This window comes from Sphingomonas sp. FUKUSWIS1 (assembly GCF_000733135.1).
GTDB lineage: Bacteria > Pseudomonadota > Alphaproteobacteria > Sphingomonadales > Sphingomonadaceae > Sphingomonas > Sphingomonas aerolata.
On the sequence record NZ_JPJC01000235.1, the window covers coordinates 17,477 to 33,970 of the forward strand.

Here is a 16,494-nt window from a genome sequence, read left to right on the forward strand (position 1 = left end):
TGCCGCCCCGCCATCGCCAAATTGCTGCCCGTCCAGGAGAGTGTCCATGTCTGAACTCATCGCACCCGGCGACGTGTGGCTGGTCGGCGCGGGGCCCGGCGACCCCGATCTGCTGACGCGCAAGGCCGAGAAGCTGATCGGCGCAGCGAGCATCGTCTTCTACGATGCGCTGGTCGGGCCGGGGGTGCTGGACCTGATTCCGCCCCATGTGCGGCGCGTCTCGGTCGGCAAGCGATCCGGGCGGCATTCGAAGACGCAGCCCGCGATCGACGCACTGCTGGTCGCGGCGGCGCGCGCCGGGGAGCGGGTGGTGCGGCTGAAGGGCGGCGATCCGTCGATCTTCGGCCGCTCGACCGAGGAGATCGACGCGCTGACCGCACACGGTTTCCGCGTACGCATCTGCCCCGGCATCACCGCCGCCAGTGCCGCCGCCGCCAGCGCGTGCCTGTCGCTGACGCTGCGCGGCTCGGCCCGCCAGTTGCGGTTTGTCACCGCGCACGCGCGTGCTGGCGATACGCTGGATCTCGACTGGGCTACGCTGTCAGATGCCTCGGCGACAATTGCCTTCTACATGGGACGAGGAGCCGCAACCGTCATCGCGAGCCAGCTGATCGCGAACGGCGTCGACCCGGCGACCCCGGTGCTGATCGCGAGCGATGTCAGCCTTCCGTCGGAACGTCTCGTCCATACCCGGCTCGATCTGCTTGCGCTCGTGATCGACCGCGCTTCAGGTGCCGGCCCTGCATTGATCTTGGTCGGAGAAGCAATACGTGCGCAACGCGCGTCGCGACTTGCCCAGTTTACATACCAGGTTAGCGGCAGCGGCGCACTCGCCGGAGGCTTGCTCGCGGTGCCTTCAGGAGCGATCTGACCGGTCGCCAGCTCGCTGCCAGATCTTTTCGTTCGAAGCTGGAGGTCGCATGGAGGTTTGATGTCCGGTTTCGCTTGAAGCAACCGTTCGCGGGGCAAGCAGCGAACGGCTTCAAAGTCCCACCTTCCGCCCGCTCCCGCGGCGCTGCCGGTTGATCGCGGACTGATGAATGAATGTCGGAAGTTGGGAACGCGGAAAGGCTCTGGGAATGGCAACTTTTGGGTCTTAGTGCGATCCAAGAAAACCGTTCGCAAATGAAGGGGGGGGCAAGATCAAAAGTTCAGAATCTATGATGATATAAGCAATAGCGTTATCGTTCATTATAAGGCGCAAGTGAATTATCACTTGACTTTGTAATTATATATAGTTTCGGTTTGTCGAATTGAGCTATTGGACGTCTTCGACGTCGGTCGTGCGACCGGTCGCGTAATCATACCACAAGCGTCAAACAATTTCGAATATCGTTGCGTTCGCTATTCCGCCCCCCTCGCACATTGTTTGGAGTCCGTAGCGCGCGCCGCGCGCGCGTAACGCGTGAATGAGAGTTGCCGTCAACTTCGTCCCGCTCGCGCCCAATGGGTGGCCGAGCGCGATTGCGCCTCCGTTGACGTTCAGGCGGGAGGGATCAGCCCCGGTCGCCTTCAGCCATGCCAGCGGGATGGCCGCGAACGCCTCGTTCACCTCGTAGAGATCGATATCGGCAAAGGACAGTCCAGCCCGGGCCAGCGCCTTGGCCGTGGCGGGAATGGGTTCCTCCAGCATGATCACGGGATCGCCCGCGGTGACGGTGAGCGTGTGGACACGCGCGATCGGCGTGAGGTTGAAGCGCTTCAGCGCAGCCTCGCTGACGATCAGGACGCCGCTGGCGCCGTCGGTCATCTGACTCGCATTCGCGGCGGTGATCGTGCCGCCCTCGATCAGTGGCTTGACCGCACCGATCGCCTCGATCGACGTGTCGAACCGGACGCCTTCGTCTTGCGTCACCGGGCCTGCGGGCGTGTCGACGGGAACGATCTCGTTAGCGAAAGCGCTGCGTTCGATCGCCGCTGCGGCGCGGCGATGACTGTTGAGCGCGAAGGCATCCATGTCCGCGCGCGTCAATCCGTATTTGTCGGCGACCATCTGCGCGCCGGTAAACTGGCTGAAGTCCGCGACATCATATCGATTGCGGATCGCCTCGCTCCACGGACCGGTGCCGAGCCCGGCCTCGGCGTGGAGACGGAAGTTCGATCCCATCGGGACTCGCGTCATGCTTTCGACGCCGGCCGCGATCACCACGTCCTGCGTGCCCGACATCACCGCTTGCGCGGCGAAATGCAGCGCCTGTTGTGACGATCCGCATTGCCGGTCGATCGTCACGGCGGGAACGCTGTCGGGTAGCCGCGAGGCCAGCACGAGATTGCGCCCGAGCGCGAACGCCTGCTCGCCAGCTTGGCTGACACAGCCCACGATTACGTCTTCGATCGCCGCCGGATCGATCCCCGTTCTATCCACGAGGGCGTTGAGAACGATGGCGCCAAGGTCGGCGGGGTGTACCCCGGCGAGACGGCCTTTGCGACGTCCGCCCGGGGTGCGCAACGCATCGACGATGAAAGCATCTGCCATTGATTTCCATCCTAATACAGGCGCCGCAAGGAGTCTCGCGGTTGGAATGATCCCCTGCATCGCACGATGACCGGACTTGCGCAATTCGTCAACGCATGCATTGACAACCGTCAAGGCCTGCGTCAGCTTTACCGTAGCGACTGCCCCAGCGAGGGCGGCGTGGCGAGGATGCAAACAGGAGGCTGACGATGCGCGGCACGATGAAGCGGGCCCCGATGACCAGGGGAATGCTGGCGAGTGGAATCTCGGGACTGGCGCTGCTCGCGCTGCCCGCGACGGCACAGACGGCGCCGGGTTCGACGTCGGGGCCGGAAGTGGCTGGGCAGGCCGAAGCCCAGACCGAACCAGCTTCGACCGAACCAGCCTCGACCGGCGATATCGTCGTTACCGCCCGGCGGCGCAGCGAGACGTTGAACACCGTGCCAGTGATCGTCTCGGTCGTCGGCCAGGCGCAGATCGCCAACAACAATGCGACCGACCTCAGCAAGATCGGCGAACTGACGCCGACCGTCATCATCGGCGCGTACAAGTCGAACGGCGGTGGATCGATCGCGATCCGCGGGATCAGCTCGCCCGCCAACCAAGCCGGGTTCGAGCAGGCGGTGTCGGTCGCGATCGACGGCGTACAGACCAGCGACGGCCGTATCGCCCAGCTCGGCATCTTCGATGTGCAGCAGGTCGAGGTACTGAAGGGCCCGCAGGCATTGCTGTTCGGCAAGAACAACACGGCTGGCGTGATCTCGATCGCGACCGCCGATCCGACCGACCGGCTGGAAATCAGCGGGCGCACATCCTATGAATTCGTCGGCGACGAGAGCACGACGGACGTCGCGATCTCCGGGCCGCTTTCCGAGACGTTCGGGGCGCGTCTCGCGGTGCGTTATCGCAATCTGGACGGCTGGCTGCGCAATACCGCACGGCCGATCGCGAACCCCTTCTACCGCGCCGCCACCGGCGCCCCGGCGGGGGCGGCGCAATTGCCCGGCACCACGGATACGCGGCCGGGCGACAAGGAAATCCTGGCGCGGTTGACGCTGAAAGGCGAACCTTCGGACAACTTCACGTTCCGCGCCAAATCCTTCTTCGCCCGCAACAAGGACGCCGGGCCCGGCACCGCGACGCAGAATATCGGCCCCTGCACGGGCGCGACGCCGCGCATGTACGGCATCGCCGATCCGGCGGCCGATTGCGTGGTCGACAACCGGACGACGATCGGGAACCTGCCCGCCGCGATCTCGACGACGATGCGTGGCGGCACCGCGGACGGTTCGCCCTACGGCAAGCTGACGGTCCTGACGCAGGCGATCGATCTGGGCTGGAAGCTGGGAGCCGTGTCGATCGATACCACGACCGGTTACAACTACACGAAATACCGGTTCTTCTCGGGGCTGGACCAGACCAGCTACTCGCAGCTCGCATTTTTCAACGAACAGCGCGCCGAACAGTTCTCGCAGGAACTTCGCGTCACCAGCGACCTGCAGGGCCCGTTCAATTTCATGGCCGGCGGGTTCTATCAGACGTCGCGATTGCACGACAACAACGACACCAAGCTAAACGACGGCAATTACAACGCCGCGGCCAACCGCTATTCGACATATGAGGATTTCAGCCTCCAGACCGGCAATACGCTATCGGGGTTCGCGCAGGTCCTGGTGAAGCCGGTCGAGACGATCGAGATCGCGGGCGGCGCGCGCTACACGCGCGAGCGCAAGCGCTTCAGCAAGCAGAACCTCTATGGCATTGGCACGTTCAACACGCTGAACACCGCCTACCCCGGATCGAGCCGGATCGGCTATCTGGAGGGGAAGTTCGAGGACAGCAACGTCTCGCCCGAAGCGACGGTCACGTGGCGGCCCGACAGTAGCAAGACGCTGTTCATCGCCTACAAGACCGGCTTCAAGTCGGGCGGTTTCGGGCTGACGAGCCCGCTCCAGACGGGGACACGGATCGGCGATACCGATTTCGACTCCGAAAAGGCGCGCGGGTTCGAGGCTGGCGCAAAGGGGCTGTTCCTCGATGGCCGGCTGCGCGTCAACGTTGCGGCGTTCGCGTACAAGTTCACCGATCTGCAGGTGAACACCTATGACCCCGCGCGCGTCGCCTACACGATCAACAATGCCGGCGAAGTCCGTCAGCGCGGCGGTGAGGCGGAGGTGAACTACGCGCCGTTCCAGGCGCTGACGCTGCACGGTGCGATCGCCTATACGCATAACCGGTTCCGCAATTTCGTCGGGCAATGCTATGGCTATGCCTTCCCCACGGGTACGGTCCGCGCGACCGCCACCGCCCCGGCGAATTGTTCGTTCGTCAACGCGACCGCGCTCACGCTGCAACAGGATTTCAACGGTCGTGCGCCCGCCCGGTCCCCCGATTGGGCCGGCAATGGCGGAGCGGAAGTCACGATTCCGCTCGGCGCCTACAAGCTCGCCGTGACGGGCGACGCTTTCTACAGCGGCAGCTATTACGCGGCGGAGACGATGGCGCCATCGACGCTGCAGCGCTCGCTCTGGCGGTTCAACGCAAGCGCCCGCGTCGCCGAGATCGACGATCGCTGGTCGGTGTCGGTGATCGGTCGCAACCTGACCAACAAATATTACCTGCTCTACGCAGCCGACCGCACTGGGGGCGCGAGCGTCCCAGGCGCGATCAGCGAACAACGCGGCGTCATCGCGCGCGGACGTGAAGTCGCGTTGCAGCTTTCGGGGAAATTCTGATGGATGTGAACGATCTGCTGGTCACGCGCGACACTCCGGTCGGGTATGAACTGCAACCGCTCAAGAAGCAGGCGGCGATCCAGCTGATGGGATCGCGGTTGTGGGGGCGGTTCAATCCTAACCACTGGGATCCGGTCTATGCCGGCGCGACGGGGCTGAAGGCACCGATCCAGACCGGCGAGATGTCGTCCGCCTATATCGCGGAGATGTGCGTCAACCATTTCGGCGCGGCGATGTTCACCGGCGCGCGCGTGGTGTGCAAATACATTGCCTCGACGCTCGCGAACGAGGTCATCACGACGCACGGCGTGGTCCGCGAAAAGATCGCCAAGGGCGATGGCTTCCGGTTCGTCGTCGATGTCTGGGCGGACAACGAGGAGGGTGAGAAGAAGACCGTCGGCTTCGTCGAGGTCGATGTCGACGTGACGGGAGATCGCGCATGAGCACCGACCAGTTGCGGCCGATGTCGCCGGTCCAGATCGCACAGACGCGGGACTTCATCGACGGGCTCGAGGCTGGTGCCGCGACCTATTGGGACATGGTCGAGATCGGCGACGAACTGTCGCGTGAGCTGACGATCAGTCCCGAACTCGTGATCCTGTACGCGGACGGCGTCGAGGATTTCAATCCGTGGTACGAGGGCTGGCGGATGAACAGCTGGACGATCCCGGGCGAGTCCCCGTTCGGCGGCGCAATCGTGCCGCCCCTGCTGGTCTCGCATTTCGTGCTGTCGGTGCAGTTCGACCACACCAAACCGTTTGCGATCGGATCGATCCACACTAACCATGATTCCGAGATTCTCGCGCCGATCCCGGTCGGCGCGACGGTGCGGATCACGACGCGCGCCACCGACAAATATGTGAAGCGCGAGCGGCGGTACGTCCGGCATGCGGTGACCGTCGAGGATGTCGCGAACGGCACGCTCTATTTCCGTGAAACGCGGGATATCCTGTCGCTATGAGCGCGATGGTCGCAGACGGGCTGTTCGCGCTTCACGGCGACGAACCGCGGTTGATCGGTACGCGGTGTACCGCGTGCGACACGGTGTATTTCCCGCAGGCGCCGAGCTGTCGGAACCCCGACTGTCGGGAAAAGACGATCGAACGCGCGGTGCTGCCAACCCGCGGTATCCTCGTCAGCTATACCGTGCAGCGGTATCAGCCGCCGTCGCTGTTCCGGATCGACGATTGGCAGCCCTACGCGATCGGGCTGGTCGACCTCGGCGACGGGCTCGAGGTGATGGGCATGCTTTCGGGCTTTGCGCTCGACGGGATCGCGATCGGCAGGCCTGTCCGGCTGGTCGCCGAGCCGCTCTACGCGGACGCGGAGCGGGGCCTCGTGCTGACCTACAAGTTCGCGCCGGAGATCGAACCATGACTCAGCCCGTCTATGTGCTTGGGGCCGGTGCGCATCCGTGGGGCAAGTGGCCGGACAAGCCACAATTGCAACTCGCGCTGGAGGCGATCGACCTCGCGCTCGCCGATGCGAGGCTTGGCTGGCCCGACGTTCAGGGACTCGTCGCGGCGAGTTCGCGGTTCGAGGGCGGCATGGGCTGGGGGCTGCATGCCAACGAGATCGTTCAGGCGGTGGCCGAACAGGGCATCCCGTGTGTCAACGTCGGCGGCGCCTGCGCGGCCGGGGCGATCGCGTTCCACACCGCGCACGCAATGATCGCCAGCGGCGAGCACGAGGTGGTGTGCGTGGTCGGCGCCGAGCGGATGCCCAAGGGGTTCATCCCGCGCCCGCCCGGCAGCCAGGACGATATCAGCGACAGCGATTACCTCCGCTGGGTTGCGATGGGCGCGACCAACCCCGCCTATTGGGCGATCGAGGCACAGCGGCGGATGCACGAACTCGGCACCAGCAAGGAAACGCTTGCGCGTGCCGCGGTGCTGATGCGCCGCAACGCCGCGGGGAACCGCCTGGCCCGGTTCCGCAAGGAAACGACGGTCGACGAAGTGCTCGCATCGCCGATGGTCGCCGATCCGCTTCACCTGCTCCAGATTTGCCCGGTCAGCGACGGTGCGGCGGCCATTATCCTGGGCAGCGAGGCGTGGATGAAGCGGACCGGACGCCCGGCCGTGGCGGTCGCGGGCTGCGCGATCGCAACGGGCAGTTTCGGCGATCCCGGCCGCCGGATTCCGACGATCGCCTCGAGCGTGCGCGCGGGCGTCACACATACCAGCGAGGTCGGCAACGCGGTCGCGCGGGCCTGCGCGATGGCGGGGATCGGGCCCGAAGACGTCAACGTGCTCGAAATGGCGGACAATACCGCATGGCATATCCTCGCCTGGCCCGAGCAGTTCGGATTTTACGAGGCGGGGAAGGGCGACTGGATGCTCGAACGCGGCGAGCTGGATATCGGTGGAACATTGCCGATCAACCCAAGCGGCGGATTCCTGTCGTTCGGCGAGGCGACCACCGCGCAGGCCGTGCTGCAGATCTGCGAACTGACATGGCAGCTGCGCGGACAGGCCGAAGGGCATCAGGTTCCCGGTGCGCGCATCGGCATGTCCGCGGTGCTGGGGCTCGGCGCGAACGGCGGCTCGGTCATCCTGAAGGCGTGAGGACAAGATTATGCTAATGACGGATATTGCCGCGATCGTGACCGGTGGCGCCTCGGGATTGGGCGAGGGCACGGCGGCGATGCTGGCCGAAGCAGGCGCGCGCGTGACGATCTTCGATCTGAACGCCGATATTGGCGCGGCGACCGCGGCGAGGATTGGCGGACGGTTCGCGCGCGTCGACGTCACCGACGATCAAGGCGTAGCGCATGCGCTGGCCGAAGCGGAACAGGCGCACGGCGTCGCGCGCGTGCTGGTCAATTGCGCAGGCATCGCGCCGGCGGTGAAGACGGTCGGCAAGGACGGGACGCCGCATCCGCTCGACCTGTTCCGCAAGACGGTCGAGATCAATCTCGTCGGCAGCTTCAACATAATCTCAAAATTCGCCGCACGCCTGGCGGCGGCGGAACCGATCGGCGAGGAGCGCGGCGTGATCGTCAACACCGCGTCGGTCGCGGCGTATGACGGGCAGGTCGGGCAGGTAGCCTATGCCGCATCAAAGGGCGGCATCGTCGGTCTGACGCTGCCCGTGGCGCGCGACCTGGCACAGCACCGGATCCGCGTGATGACGATCGCACCGGGCATCTTCCTGACGCCGATGCTGATGGGACTCCCGCAGGCCGCACAGGATTCGCTCGGCACCCAGGTACCGCATCCGTCACGGCTCGGACGCCCGGAGGAATATGCGCAGCTGATCGCGTCGATCATCGCCAACCCGATGCTCAACGGTGAGGTTATCCGTCTCGACGGGGCGATCCGGATGACCCCCCGCTGAGCTGGGGCGCGCTGGCCTGGGACGGGGCGATCCGGGATGCAACGAACGCGATCGCCGCATCGGCGACAGGTGTCAGCTGCGGCAGGCCGGCAAAGCCGTGGATCATCCCCGGATACCGACGCAGCGCGACGTCGACCTCGGCGTTACTCAATCGCCGGGCGAGCGCTTCGCCCTCGTCACGCAGCGGGTCGAACTGCGCGGTGACGATCGTCGTCGCCGGCAGGCCGTGCAGATCGGCGCGCGTCAGATCGACCGCCGGATCCGCCACGCCCCCGCCGCGATACGCGTCCCACGCCCATGCGAGGAACGAGGCGGTCAGCATATAGCCTTGCGCGAACTCCACCGCCGAAGTGCTGTCGCCAGCGGGATCGAGCAGCGGGTAGATCAGGCCGATATGATCGAGCGGGACGCCTTCGTCACGGCAGCGCAGCGCGAGGCCGAGCGCGATGTGACCGCCGGCGCTGTCCCCGGCAATGGCGATACGATCGGGATCAAGGTCGAGCGACCGTGTCTCTCGTCGAAGCCATTCGAGTGCCGCCTGCGCGTCGTCGAGTGCAGCGGGGAAGGGGTGTTCGGGTGCCAGCCGATAGTCGACCGCGACGACCGTCCGGCCGCTCGCATTGGAGAGTGTCCGGCACATCGCATCGTGCGTGTCGAGGTTGCCGAAGATGAAGCCGCCACCGTGGCAGAACAGGATTGCGGCGGCTCGCTCTAGCGTCGGACGGTAAAGTCGTACCGGGATCGGTCCGCCCGGCCCGGGCACGACGTGATCGGCCACCGCTGCCACGTCGGATCTCGGCGTGCGCGCCTGGAACGCGTTCGCGGCGCGGCGTAGATCGGTGAGGAACAGATGCGGCGGTGGCCGGCGCAACGCCATGCGCGGGTCGCCGAGCAGCGCGTCGAACGCCGGATCGGGCGCGTCGTCAGGCATCGGCATGCTGGCCGACCGTGCGCAGCGTCAGCCCCTCATAGCCCTTGGCCGCGGTCTTCTCCAGGATGCGGCGATAGCCGCGGACACCCCCGGAATATGGCATGAAGACGCGCGGCTTGCCCGGCATTTCGGCGCCCAGATAATAGGACGGCGTCTTCGGATACAGGGTTTCCTGCGCCCGCTTGTTTACATGCGCGACCCAGTCGCGTTCGGCCTCCCCGGTCGCCTCGATTTCGTTGATCCCGGCACGGCGGCAATGATCGAACAGGGCCACCAGCCAGTCGACCTGCTCCTCGGTCGACAGCAACACGTTGCTCAGCAGCGAGGGACTGCCCGGTCCGACGATAACGAACATGTTGGGGAAGCCGTGTACGCCGATGCCAAGAAAGCTGACCGGCCCCGCCGACCATTTCTCGCGCAATGTGTACCCTCCGCGACCGACGATCTCCGGCTTCAGCAGCGATCCGGTAAATGCGTCGAACCCGGTCGCGTAGATGACGATGTCGAACAAATATTCGGCATCTCTGGTCCGGATGCCGTGCTCGGTAAAGCGCTCAATCGGGGTTTCGCTGATGTCGACGAGCGAAACATTGGGCCGGTTGAACGCCGTGAAATACCCGCTGTCGACAGACGGGCGGCGTGTTCCGAACGGGAAGTCGCCGGGCGTGAGCTTGGCGCGCAGCGCTGGATCGTCGACCTGTTCCGCGATCTTGCCGCGGATGAACGCGGACGCGGTATCGTTCGATTGCTGGTCGAGCAGGATATCCTTGAAGGTCAGCGCGAATCCGAAGCCGAGCCGGTTCCACGCAGTCTCGAACGCCGCGTTGCGCTCAGCCTCGGGCACGTCGATCGCCGCGCGGTTGTCGGGCACGAAACCGAGACCGCTCGGCGAATTGCGCGCCGCCTCGCGGCGTGCCGGATAGTCCGCCTTCACCGCACGGTCCTCCGCGTCAGTGACCGGTGCGTTGGCGGCAGGGATCGAGTAATTTGCAGTGCGCTGGAAGACCGTGAGGTGCGCGGCCTCCCTGGCGATTACCGGCGTCATCTGCACGCCCGACGATCCGGTGCCGATGATCGCGACACGCTTGCCCGTGAAATCGACCTTGTCCTTCGGCCAGCGTGCGCTGGAGATGACGCGCCCGGTAAAATCGTCCTGACCCGGATAGCGCGTATCCTTGGGCGTCGACAATTGTCCCACCGCGAGGATCAGCTTTTCGGCATTCCAGCAACGCCCGTCGCTCGCCTCGACGATCCAGCGGGCGGTCGCCTCGTCGAACGTCGCGCGTTCCATGCGGGTGCGGAGTTGGATGTCGCGGCGCAGGTCGAAGCGATCGGCGACGTGGTTGATGTATCGCAGGATTTCGGGCTGCGTCGCGTAGCGTTCGCTCCAGCGCCATTCCTGTTCGAGCTCGGGCGAAAAGCGATAGGAATAGTCGTAGCTTTCGACGTCGCAGCGCGCGCCGGGATATTGATTGAACTGCCAGACCCCGCCGATATCGTCGCCCGCTTCGAGAACGGCGACCGAGAATCCCTGCGAGCGTAGCGTATGCAACGTCCGCAAACCGCCGAACCCGGCACCGACCACCAATGCGTCAACGAACGTCGTCATGGACCTCTCCTGTCCATCGGTAATCCCTCATTTTCCCATGCCAGTCAACGGTTGTGTGGAAGATCGTTGCGACGTAGCAACAGCGTATCCCGCGTTCACATCCACGCGATTTTCCACGACTACATTGACGATCCCGTTTTCGCCGGATTAGATTGCCGTCGTCGGCCCTGGTCGACCAAGGATTGACCTCCGGCCGGATGGCGTCGCGCCGTACCGGACCGGCAATGGCGAGGTGTGCAGGAGATGATGGGATCGGTCGCCGATCGGCAGCAGGCGTTGCGGGCCGCGATGCCCGTCTGGGAGCCCCGGACGTTGCACGCGGTGCTCGACGATACGGTTCGCGCGACGCCGGATCGACCGTTCGTGATCACCGACGACCGCAGCTGGAGCTATGCCGAGATCGCCGCCTGGTCGAAGCGGCTGGCGGCCGGGCTGGTCGCGCTCGGCGTGGCACCCGGCGAGAAGGTCGCACTGGTGCTCGCGAACTATCCCGAATTCGTTGCGATCAGATATGCGGTATCGCGGATCGGCGCGGTCTGCGTGCCGATCAACATCCTTAATCGCTGCGACGAACTCCGCTATCTGCTCGATCAGTCGGACTCGGTGCTGCTCGTCACGATGGATCGGTTTCGCGGGGTCGATTATCTCGACATGCTCGACCAGATCGCGCCGGGGTGGGAAGATTCGGGAGGCGGGGAAGGCTTGCCGAACCTGCGGCATGTCGCGGTGCTGCCGACCGGCGAGGCGCCGGACCGTGGCGCTGCACGAATGCTGTATTCGCTCGAAGCCGGCGGTGGCTGCGCGGAGATCACGGTCGATCCACACGCCGTTTGCGACATCATCTACACGTCGGGCACGACCGGGCCGCCGAAAGGCGTGCTGCTGACGCACGACATGCTGATGCGTACTGCTTATGGCAGCGCCTATGCGCGGGCGTTCGAGGATGGTCGCCGGATCCTGTTCTCGCTGCCGATGTATCATGTGTTCGGCTATGTCGAAGGATTGCTGGCGGTGCCGTTCGTCGGTGGCGCGATCGTGCCGCAGTTGCGGTTCGATGCGATCGCGACGCTGGCGGCGATTGCACGGCATCATGCGACCGATGCCCTGTTGATTCCGGCGATGTCGCTCGCGGTCCTCGATGCCGCGGGGGAAGGGACGTACGACCTGTCGCGCTGGCATGCGGTGCTGGCATCGGGCGGACGCGCGCCCGAGCGCCTGTGGCAGGGTCTCCGCGAGGGGCTGGGGGTGGACGAGATCACCACCGGCTACGGCATGACCGAGACGACCGCATCGACCACGGTCACGCGTCCCGACGATCCGGTCGAGCGGTTGCTGACGACGAATGGCCGCCAGCGCGACGTCGGCGTCGCCGGCGATCCGCAGCAGGGCGGGCGGCTCGTCACCTACCGCGTCGTCGATCCCGGCACGGGCGCGGTCCTGGACGATGGCGAGACCGGCGAACTCGTCGCCAGCGGCTACGGCGTGACGCAGGGCTATTACAACAAGCCCGAGGCGACCGCGGCGGCGTTCGATGCCGAGGGCTGGTTGCGCACCGGCGATCTGGGCCGGATCGACGATAACGGCTATATCACGCTGCTGGGCCGGACCAAGGAATCGTACCGCTGCGGCGGCGAACAGGTGCTGCCGACCGAGATCGAGGATCTCCTGACCACGCATGCCGATGTGGTGCAGGCGCATGTCGTGCCGATCCCCGACGAGCGGATGGGCGAAGTGGGCGTCGCGTTCGTCGTCGCGCGGCCGGGCGCGACGCTCGACCGATCCGCGCTCCAGACGCTGATTGCCGCGCGTCTCGCACGGTACAAGGTACCGCGGCATATCCTGCTCGTCGATGCGGCGGCGATCCCGACCACGGCGTCCGGCCGGGCGCGCAAATTCCTGCTGACCGAACAGGCCCTGCAAATCCTGGAGTTGCCATGACGACGATCTTCACCCCCCCCGACCGCAAGATCGCAATCGTCACCGGGGGCGCGCGCGGCATTGGCGCGGCGATCGCCACGCGGCTTGCGGCGGATGGCCACGACGTCGCCGTGTTCGATCTGGATGCCGACGCCTGCGCCGAGACGGTCGGCCGGATCGAGACGACCGGACGCCGCGCGCTGGCGGTCGCCGTCGACGTATCGAACGAGGACGCGGTCGTCGCCGGGGTCGCGCGCGTCGCCGAGGACCTCGGGGCGCCCACTGTCCTGGTCAACAATGCCGGCATCCTCCGCGATCGGACGCTGGCGAAGATGACGCTGGATGATTGGGAGGTCGTGATGGCGGTAAACCTCCGCTCGGTCTTCCTGATGTGTCGGGCGGTGCAGCCGCATATGCGCGCCGCGCGATGGGGCCGGATCGTCAACCTGTCGAGCATCGCCGCGCTCGGCGTGATCGGTGAGGCGAATTATGCTGCTGCCAAGGCGGGTGTTCAGGGCATCACGCGGACGCTGGCGATCGAACTGGGCCGTCATGGCATCACGACCAACGCGGTTGCGCCGGGGTTCGTCGTCACCGACATGACGCGTGCGGTCGCGGCGCGCATGAACATGCCGTTCGAGGATATGGTGACCGAGATGATGCGCGGGATCCATGTCGGGCGCCCCGGCTTGCCCGATGATATTGCGCAGGCAGTCGCGTTCTTTGCCGACGAACGGTCCGGCTTCGTGACCGGGCAGGTGCTTTACGTCGCAGGCGCACCGAGGGGCTGAGGTTGCGCGCCCTCGCCAAGCGCGACCCGAGCCCTTAGTGCGGGATCTCGCATCGAAGGGCATCAGAGTGGCAAAACAACCATCGTTGATCGGCAAGCGACGATCTGCCGCAGGGAAGGAGCCCCGCGAATCCTATCAGAACCGCCGCCAGGAAATCTCTGAGGCGGCGGTCCGCGTCTTCCACCGGCTCGGCTACAGCGCGGCGAGCGTCAGCGCGGTCGCGGCCGAACTCGGCGTCGATCGCGCCACGCTCTATTATTACTTCTCGTCAAAAGAGCAGATGTTCGACGAGATCGTCCGCACGGTCCTGGAAAGCAATGCGGAACTGGCGCGCCGCATCGCCGACAGTCCGATCAGTCCGGCCCGCAAGTTGCGCGAACTGATCACCGCGCTGATGAACTCCTACGGCTCCAATTATCCGCTGCTGTATATCTACATTCGTGAGGATCTGACGCACGTCAGCGACACGCGATCAACCTGGTCCGAGCATATGCGGCAGCTCAATCGCAACATCGAACAATCGGTGATCGACATCGTCGAGCAGGGCTATGCCGACAAGAGCTTTCGCCGGGTCGGCGTGCCGCGGATTGTTGCCTACGGGATCCTTGGCATGCTCAACTGGTCGCACCGCTGGTACAAGCCGGATCGTGGCGCATCCGCCGACGAGATCGGTAAGGTTTTCGCAGAAATGATCTTGAGCGGCCTCGAGTCGCCCTATTAGCAGCGGCCACGCCGGGCAAAGTAATTAAAATCGTGCATCTATGCCGCGATACATATACTTCGCGTGCGTTTTGAAAATGAACGAATGACCGAACCTTGGAAGTGAAAAACGGCTCACGAATGTCGGTATTTGGGTCTTCAATTGCCTAGTTTCGAGCGGAACCTGGTTTCAAGGGCACCGAGCTGAGCTAGCCGGGTTCGACTCTGTAACAATGCGCCGCTGTTCGTCGATTGCCCGTATCTTAGCGATGGCGTGGCGGGGGCGAGTGAGCTCGCGTGGTACGACAACCTTGTCGATCTGCTTCAGCCACGCTGCCCGCACGGTCTAGAGTTGTGCGGCGGGCGATATATCGGCAACGTTTCAGGATGTTGATGGCTCAAGCTCCGGAGCTTGAGGCCGATCTCCCTCCGCCCCCACACGAGGAGCGTCGTTCGATCAGCTAGGTTCATATTCCTGAAGACGCAGTTGTGAAGGTTGAGGGCGGCCTGTCCGATTCCCTGTTGCGCCTGTTGCGAACGTTCATTCACCCGCTCTGACCAATCGCCTCAGACGAGGGCCGTTCTTGCTGAACGGCGAGAAGTGGGGCCAAGCAGTCGTTCCTTACAGGCTCCGCCAAAGATGGCTTTCGACGAGAGCAGACGTGCTGGGCACTGGAACGAATGCCATGGTCGATTGCCTGAGGTCAAACCGTCAGTGGACAGGCGGCTTTGCCGCAGCGGATATCGCTTGGCCGCGGATGCTTAGAGATAATCTGCGCTATTGTTGGATGAACGAAGATTATGACCTTCGTCGGAAGCTAGATGGCATGGCGGCCCGGAGAAAAGTGATCTAGCAAAAACAGTGCAGGCAATATCCTGAGTGAACAATCAGATTCTTGATGCTTCAATTTGGGCATGGATGATGACAAAAGATTGATTATAAGAATTAAAACTATCAAAGTGATGCATAACATATTTATGATAAAAAATAAAGTTTGTATTCCGAAAACTACTGAGGTTCGATATTTAAAGCGGTAGCGGCTGAATGCGTTATAAGGTATCTGAAGATTATGAAATATTTGTCATATTTTTATGAGGGCATGATATTTATTGCCTATCGAAAAAGACTGAGCCTGACGGAATAACTGGACGGGTCAGTGACCGAAGTATCTTCGATGAACATTGGTAGCACCTGACTTATTACGTTGCGCAAAAATTCGACTATTATATAGAGGGCCATCAGAATTTTCTAAATCACGCAATAGCTGCGGAATTTCGCTACGGCGCTTCACATTGAGCTTGCTGAGAATGCTGTGAACGTGATTTTTGACCGTTGCAGTTTCGATAGTCAGATTTCTGGCGATTTCCTTATTGGAAAGGCCTCTCTCTAAATGTTCCAATATCTCGCTCTCGCGAAATGTAAGTCGGGAGACACTGTCAGCTTCTCTAAAATTGTGGGACAGGCAGGCGAGTCGACTAAGGAGCTTTGCGGCAACTACAGGCGTGTAGACGAATTCTCCAGCGCAAGCCTTTCGCACTGCGTCGACCAGATCTTCTTTTGACGCGTCGGTTGGAATCAGGCCAACCAGTCCGGCCTGCATCCAACCCGCGCCGAGAAAGTCGTCACATCCGGCAATCGCGATAATCCGGGCTGTGCCATCATATTGACGAAGGCAGGGTGGCACCGCGGACTCGGCGAGCGATGGTGTATCCACCACCACGACATCAACTGCCGGGATGCGATCAAGTGGTGCATCGTTCCATCCGTCTCGCGCATCGACAATCTCGAACTCGGGATGGGCAGCGAGGCACTGTGCTAGCACCTCGCGGTGAAGCCGCGCGAGTCCCAGGACCATGACCCGCGAAACAAACTGTCCGCCCATATTGCATCCCCCGCCATTTCGTTCCGTCTAGTCAATCACCGCATTAATTTTTTGAAACGAAAAATGTCTCTAAGGCTCAGCCTATACAATAATATACGTCATTGATCTAATCATTCATATAACGAATCTATGTGC

14 protein-coding genes are annotated in these 16,494 nt (G+C 63.5%); 10 read left to right on the forward strand and 4 right to left on the reverse strand.

Going from position 1 to position 16,494, the window contains the following annotated elements; genetic code table 11:
• Positions 1-40 precede the first annotated feature (40 nt).
• The gene (gene cobA / locus sphsw_RS14605) at positions 41-871 is read left to right on the forward strand and encodes a uroporphyrinogen-III C-methyltransferase (protein ID WP_152555514.1); all 831 of its coding nucleotides are present in this window, start codon (positions 41-43) and stop codon (positions 869-871) included.
• Positions 872-1,315: 444 nt separating this feature from the next.
• Here cobA and sphsw_RS14610 read toward each other — a convergent pair whose 3' ends face one another.
• Complete coding sequence (locus sphsw_RS14610; RefSeq protein ID WP_031441262.1) at positions 1,316-2,476, reverse strand: acetyl-CoA C-acetyltransferase; 1,161 nt, start codon at positions 2,474-2,476, stop codon at positions 1,316-1,318.
• A gap of 188 nt (positions 2,477-2,664) precedes the next feature.
• Between sphsw_RS14610 and sphsw_RS14615 the strand changes: the two genes are divergently transcribed.
• From sphsw_RS14615 to sphsw_RS14640, 6 genes are read left to right on the forward strand one after another with little or no spacing between them, the layout of a single operon-like run.
• Positions 2,665-5,190: a TonB-dependent receptor gene (locus sphsw_RS14615; RefSeq protein ID WP_235188409.1), complete on the forward strand. Its 2,526-nt coding sequence runs from the start codon at positions 2,665-2,667 to the stop codon at positions 5,188-5,190.
• The gene (locus sphsw_RS14620; protein ID WP_042467407.1) at positions 5,190-5,633 is read left to right on the forward strand and encodes a MaoC family dehydratase; all 444 of its coding nucleotides are present in this window, start codon (positions 5,190-5,192) and stop codon (positions 5,631-5,633) included. Before sphsw_RS14615 ends, sphsw_RS14620 begins: the two co-directional genes overlap by 1 nt.
• Complete coding sequence (locus sphsw_RS14625) at positions 5,630-6,151, forward strand: MaoC family dehydratase (protein ID WP_031441265.1); 522 nt, start codon at positions 5,630-5,632, stop codon at positions 6,149-6,151. The genes sphsw_RS14620 and sphsw_RS14625 overlap by 4 nt, the downstream gene beginning before the upstream one ends.
• Positions 6,148-6,567, forward strand: a complete 420-nt coding sequence (locus sphsw_RS14630) for a Zn-ribbon domain-containing OB-fold protein (protein ID WP_042467409.1) — start codon at positions 6,148-6,150, stop codon at positions 6,565-6,567. The genes sphsw_RS14625 and sphsw_RS14630 overlap by 4 nt, the downstream gene beginning before the upstream one ends.
• Positions 6,564-7,757, forward strand: a complete 1,194-nt coding sequence (locus sphsw_RS14635) for a lipid-transfer protein (RefSeq protein WP_031441267.1) — start codon at positions 6,564-6,566, stop codon at positions 7,755-7,757. The genes sphsw_RS14630 and sphsw_RS14635 overlap by 4 nt, the downstream gene beginning before the upstream one ends.
• Before the next feature lie 10 nt (positions 7,758-7,767).
• Complete coding sequence (locus sphsw_RS14640; RefSeq protein ID WP_031441268.1) at positions 7,768-8,529, forward strand: SDR family NAD(P)-dependent oxidoreductase; 762 nt, start codon at positions 7,768-7,770, stop codon at positions 8,527-8,529.
• Here sphsw_RS14640 and sphsw_RS14645 read toward each other — a convergent pair.
• Positions 8,489-9,466 (reverse strand): alpha/beta hydrolase, encoded by a 978-nt coding sequence (locus sphsw_RS14645; protein ID WP_052380960.1) that lies wholly within the window; start codon positions 9,464-9,466, stop codon positions 8,489-8,491. The two genes, sphsw_RS14640 and sphsw_RS14645, sit on opposite strands and share 41 nt — an antisense overlap.
• Positions 9,453-11,069 (reverse strand): flavin-containing monooxygenase, encoded by a 1,617-nt coding sequence (locus sphsw_RS14650; RefSeq protein WP_031441270.1) that lies wholly within the window; start codon positions 11,067-11,069, stop codon positions 9,453-9,455. Before sphsw_RS14650 ends, sphsw_RS14645 begins: the two co-directional genes overlap by 14 nt.
• A 243-nt stretch (positions 11,070-11,312) precedes the next feature.
• Between sphsw_RS14650 and sphsw_RS14655 the strand changes: the two genes are divergently transcribed.
• The 3 genes from sphsw_RS14655 to sphsw_RS14665 are packed head-to-tail and all read left to right on the forward strand — an operon-like array spanning position 11,313 to position 14,498.
• On the forward strand, positions 11,313-13,007 hold the full coding sequence (locus sphsw_RS14655) for an AMP-binding protein (RefSeq protein ID WP_235188410.1): 1,695 nt from the start codon (positions 11,313-11,315) through the stop codon (positions 13,005-13,007).
• Positions 13,004-13,777, forward strand: a complete 774-nt coding sequence (locus sphsw_RS14660) for an SDR family oxidoreductase (protein ID WP_031441272.1) — start codon at positions 13,004-13,006, stop codon at positions 13,775-13,777. Before sphsw_RS14655 ends, sphsw_RS14660 begins: the two co-directional genes overlap by 4 nt.
• 37 nt (positions 13,778-13,814) lie before the next feature.
• A complete protein-coding gene (locus sphsw_RS14665; RefSeq protein WP_200874046.1) occupies positions 13,815-14,498 on the forward strand; it encodes a TetR/AcrR family transcriptional regulator in 684 nt (227 codons plus the stop codon).
• Between the two features lie 1,132 nt (positions 14,499-15,630).
• Here sphsw_RS14665 and sphsw_RS18975 read toward each other — a convergent pair.
• On the reverse strand, positions 15,631-16,359 hold the full coding sequence (locus tag sphsw_RS18975; protein WP_081874349.1) for a response regulator transcription factor: 729 nt from the start codon (positions 16,357-16,359) through the stop codon (positions 15,631-15,633).
• Between the last annotated feature and the right edge of the window lie 135 nt (positions 16,360-16,494).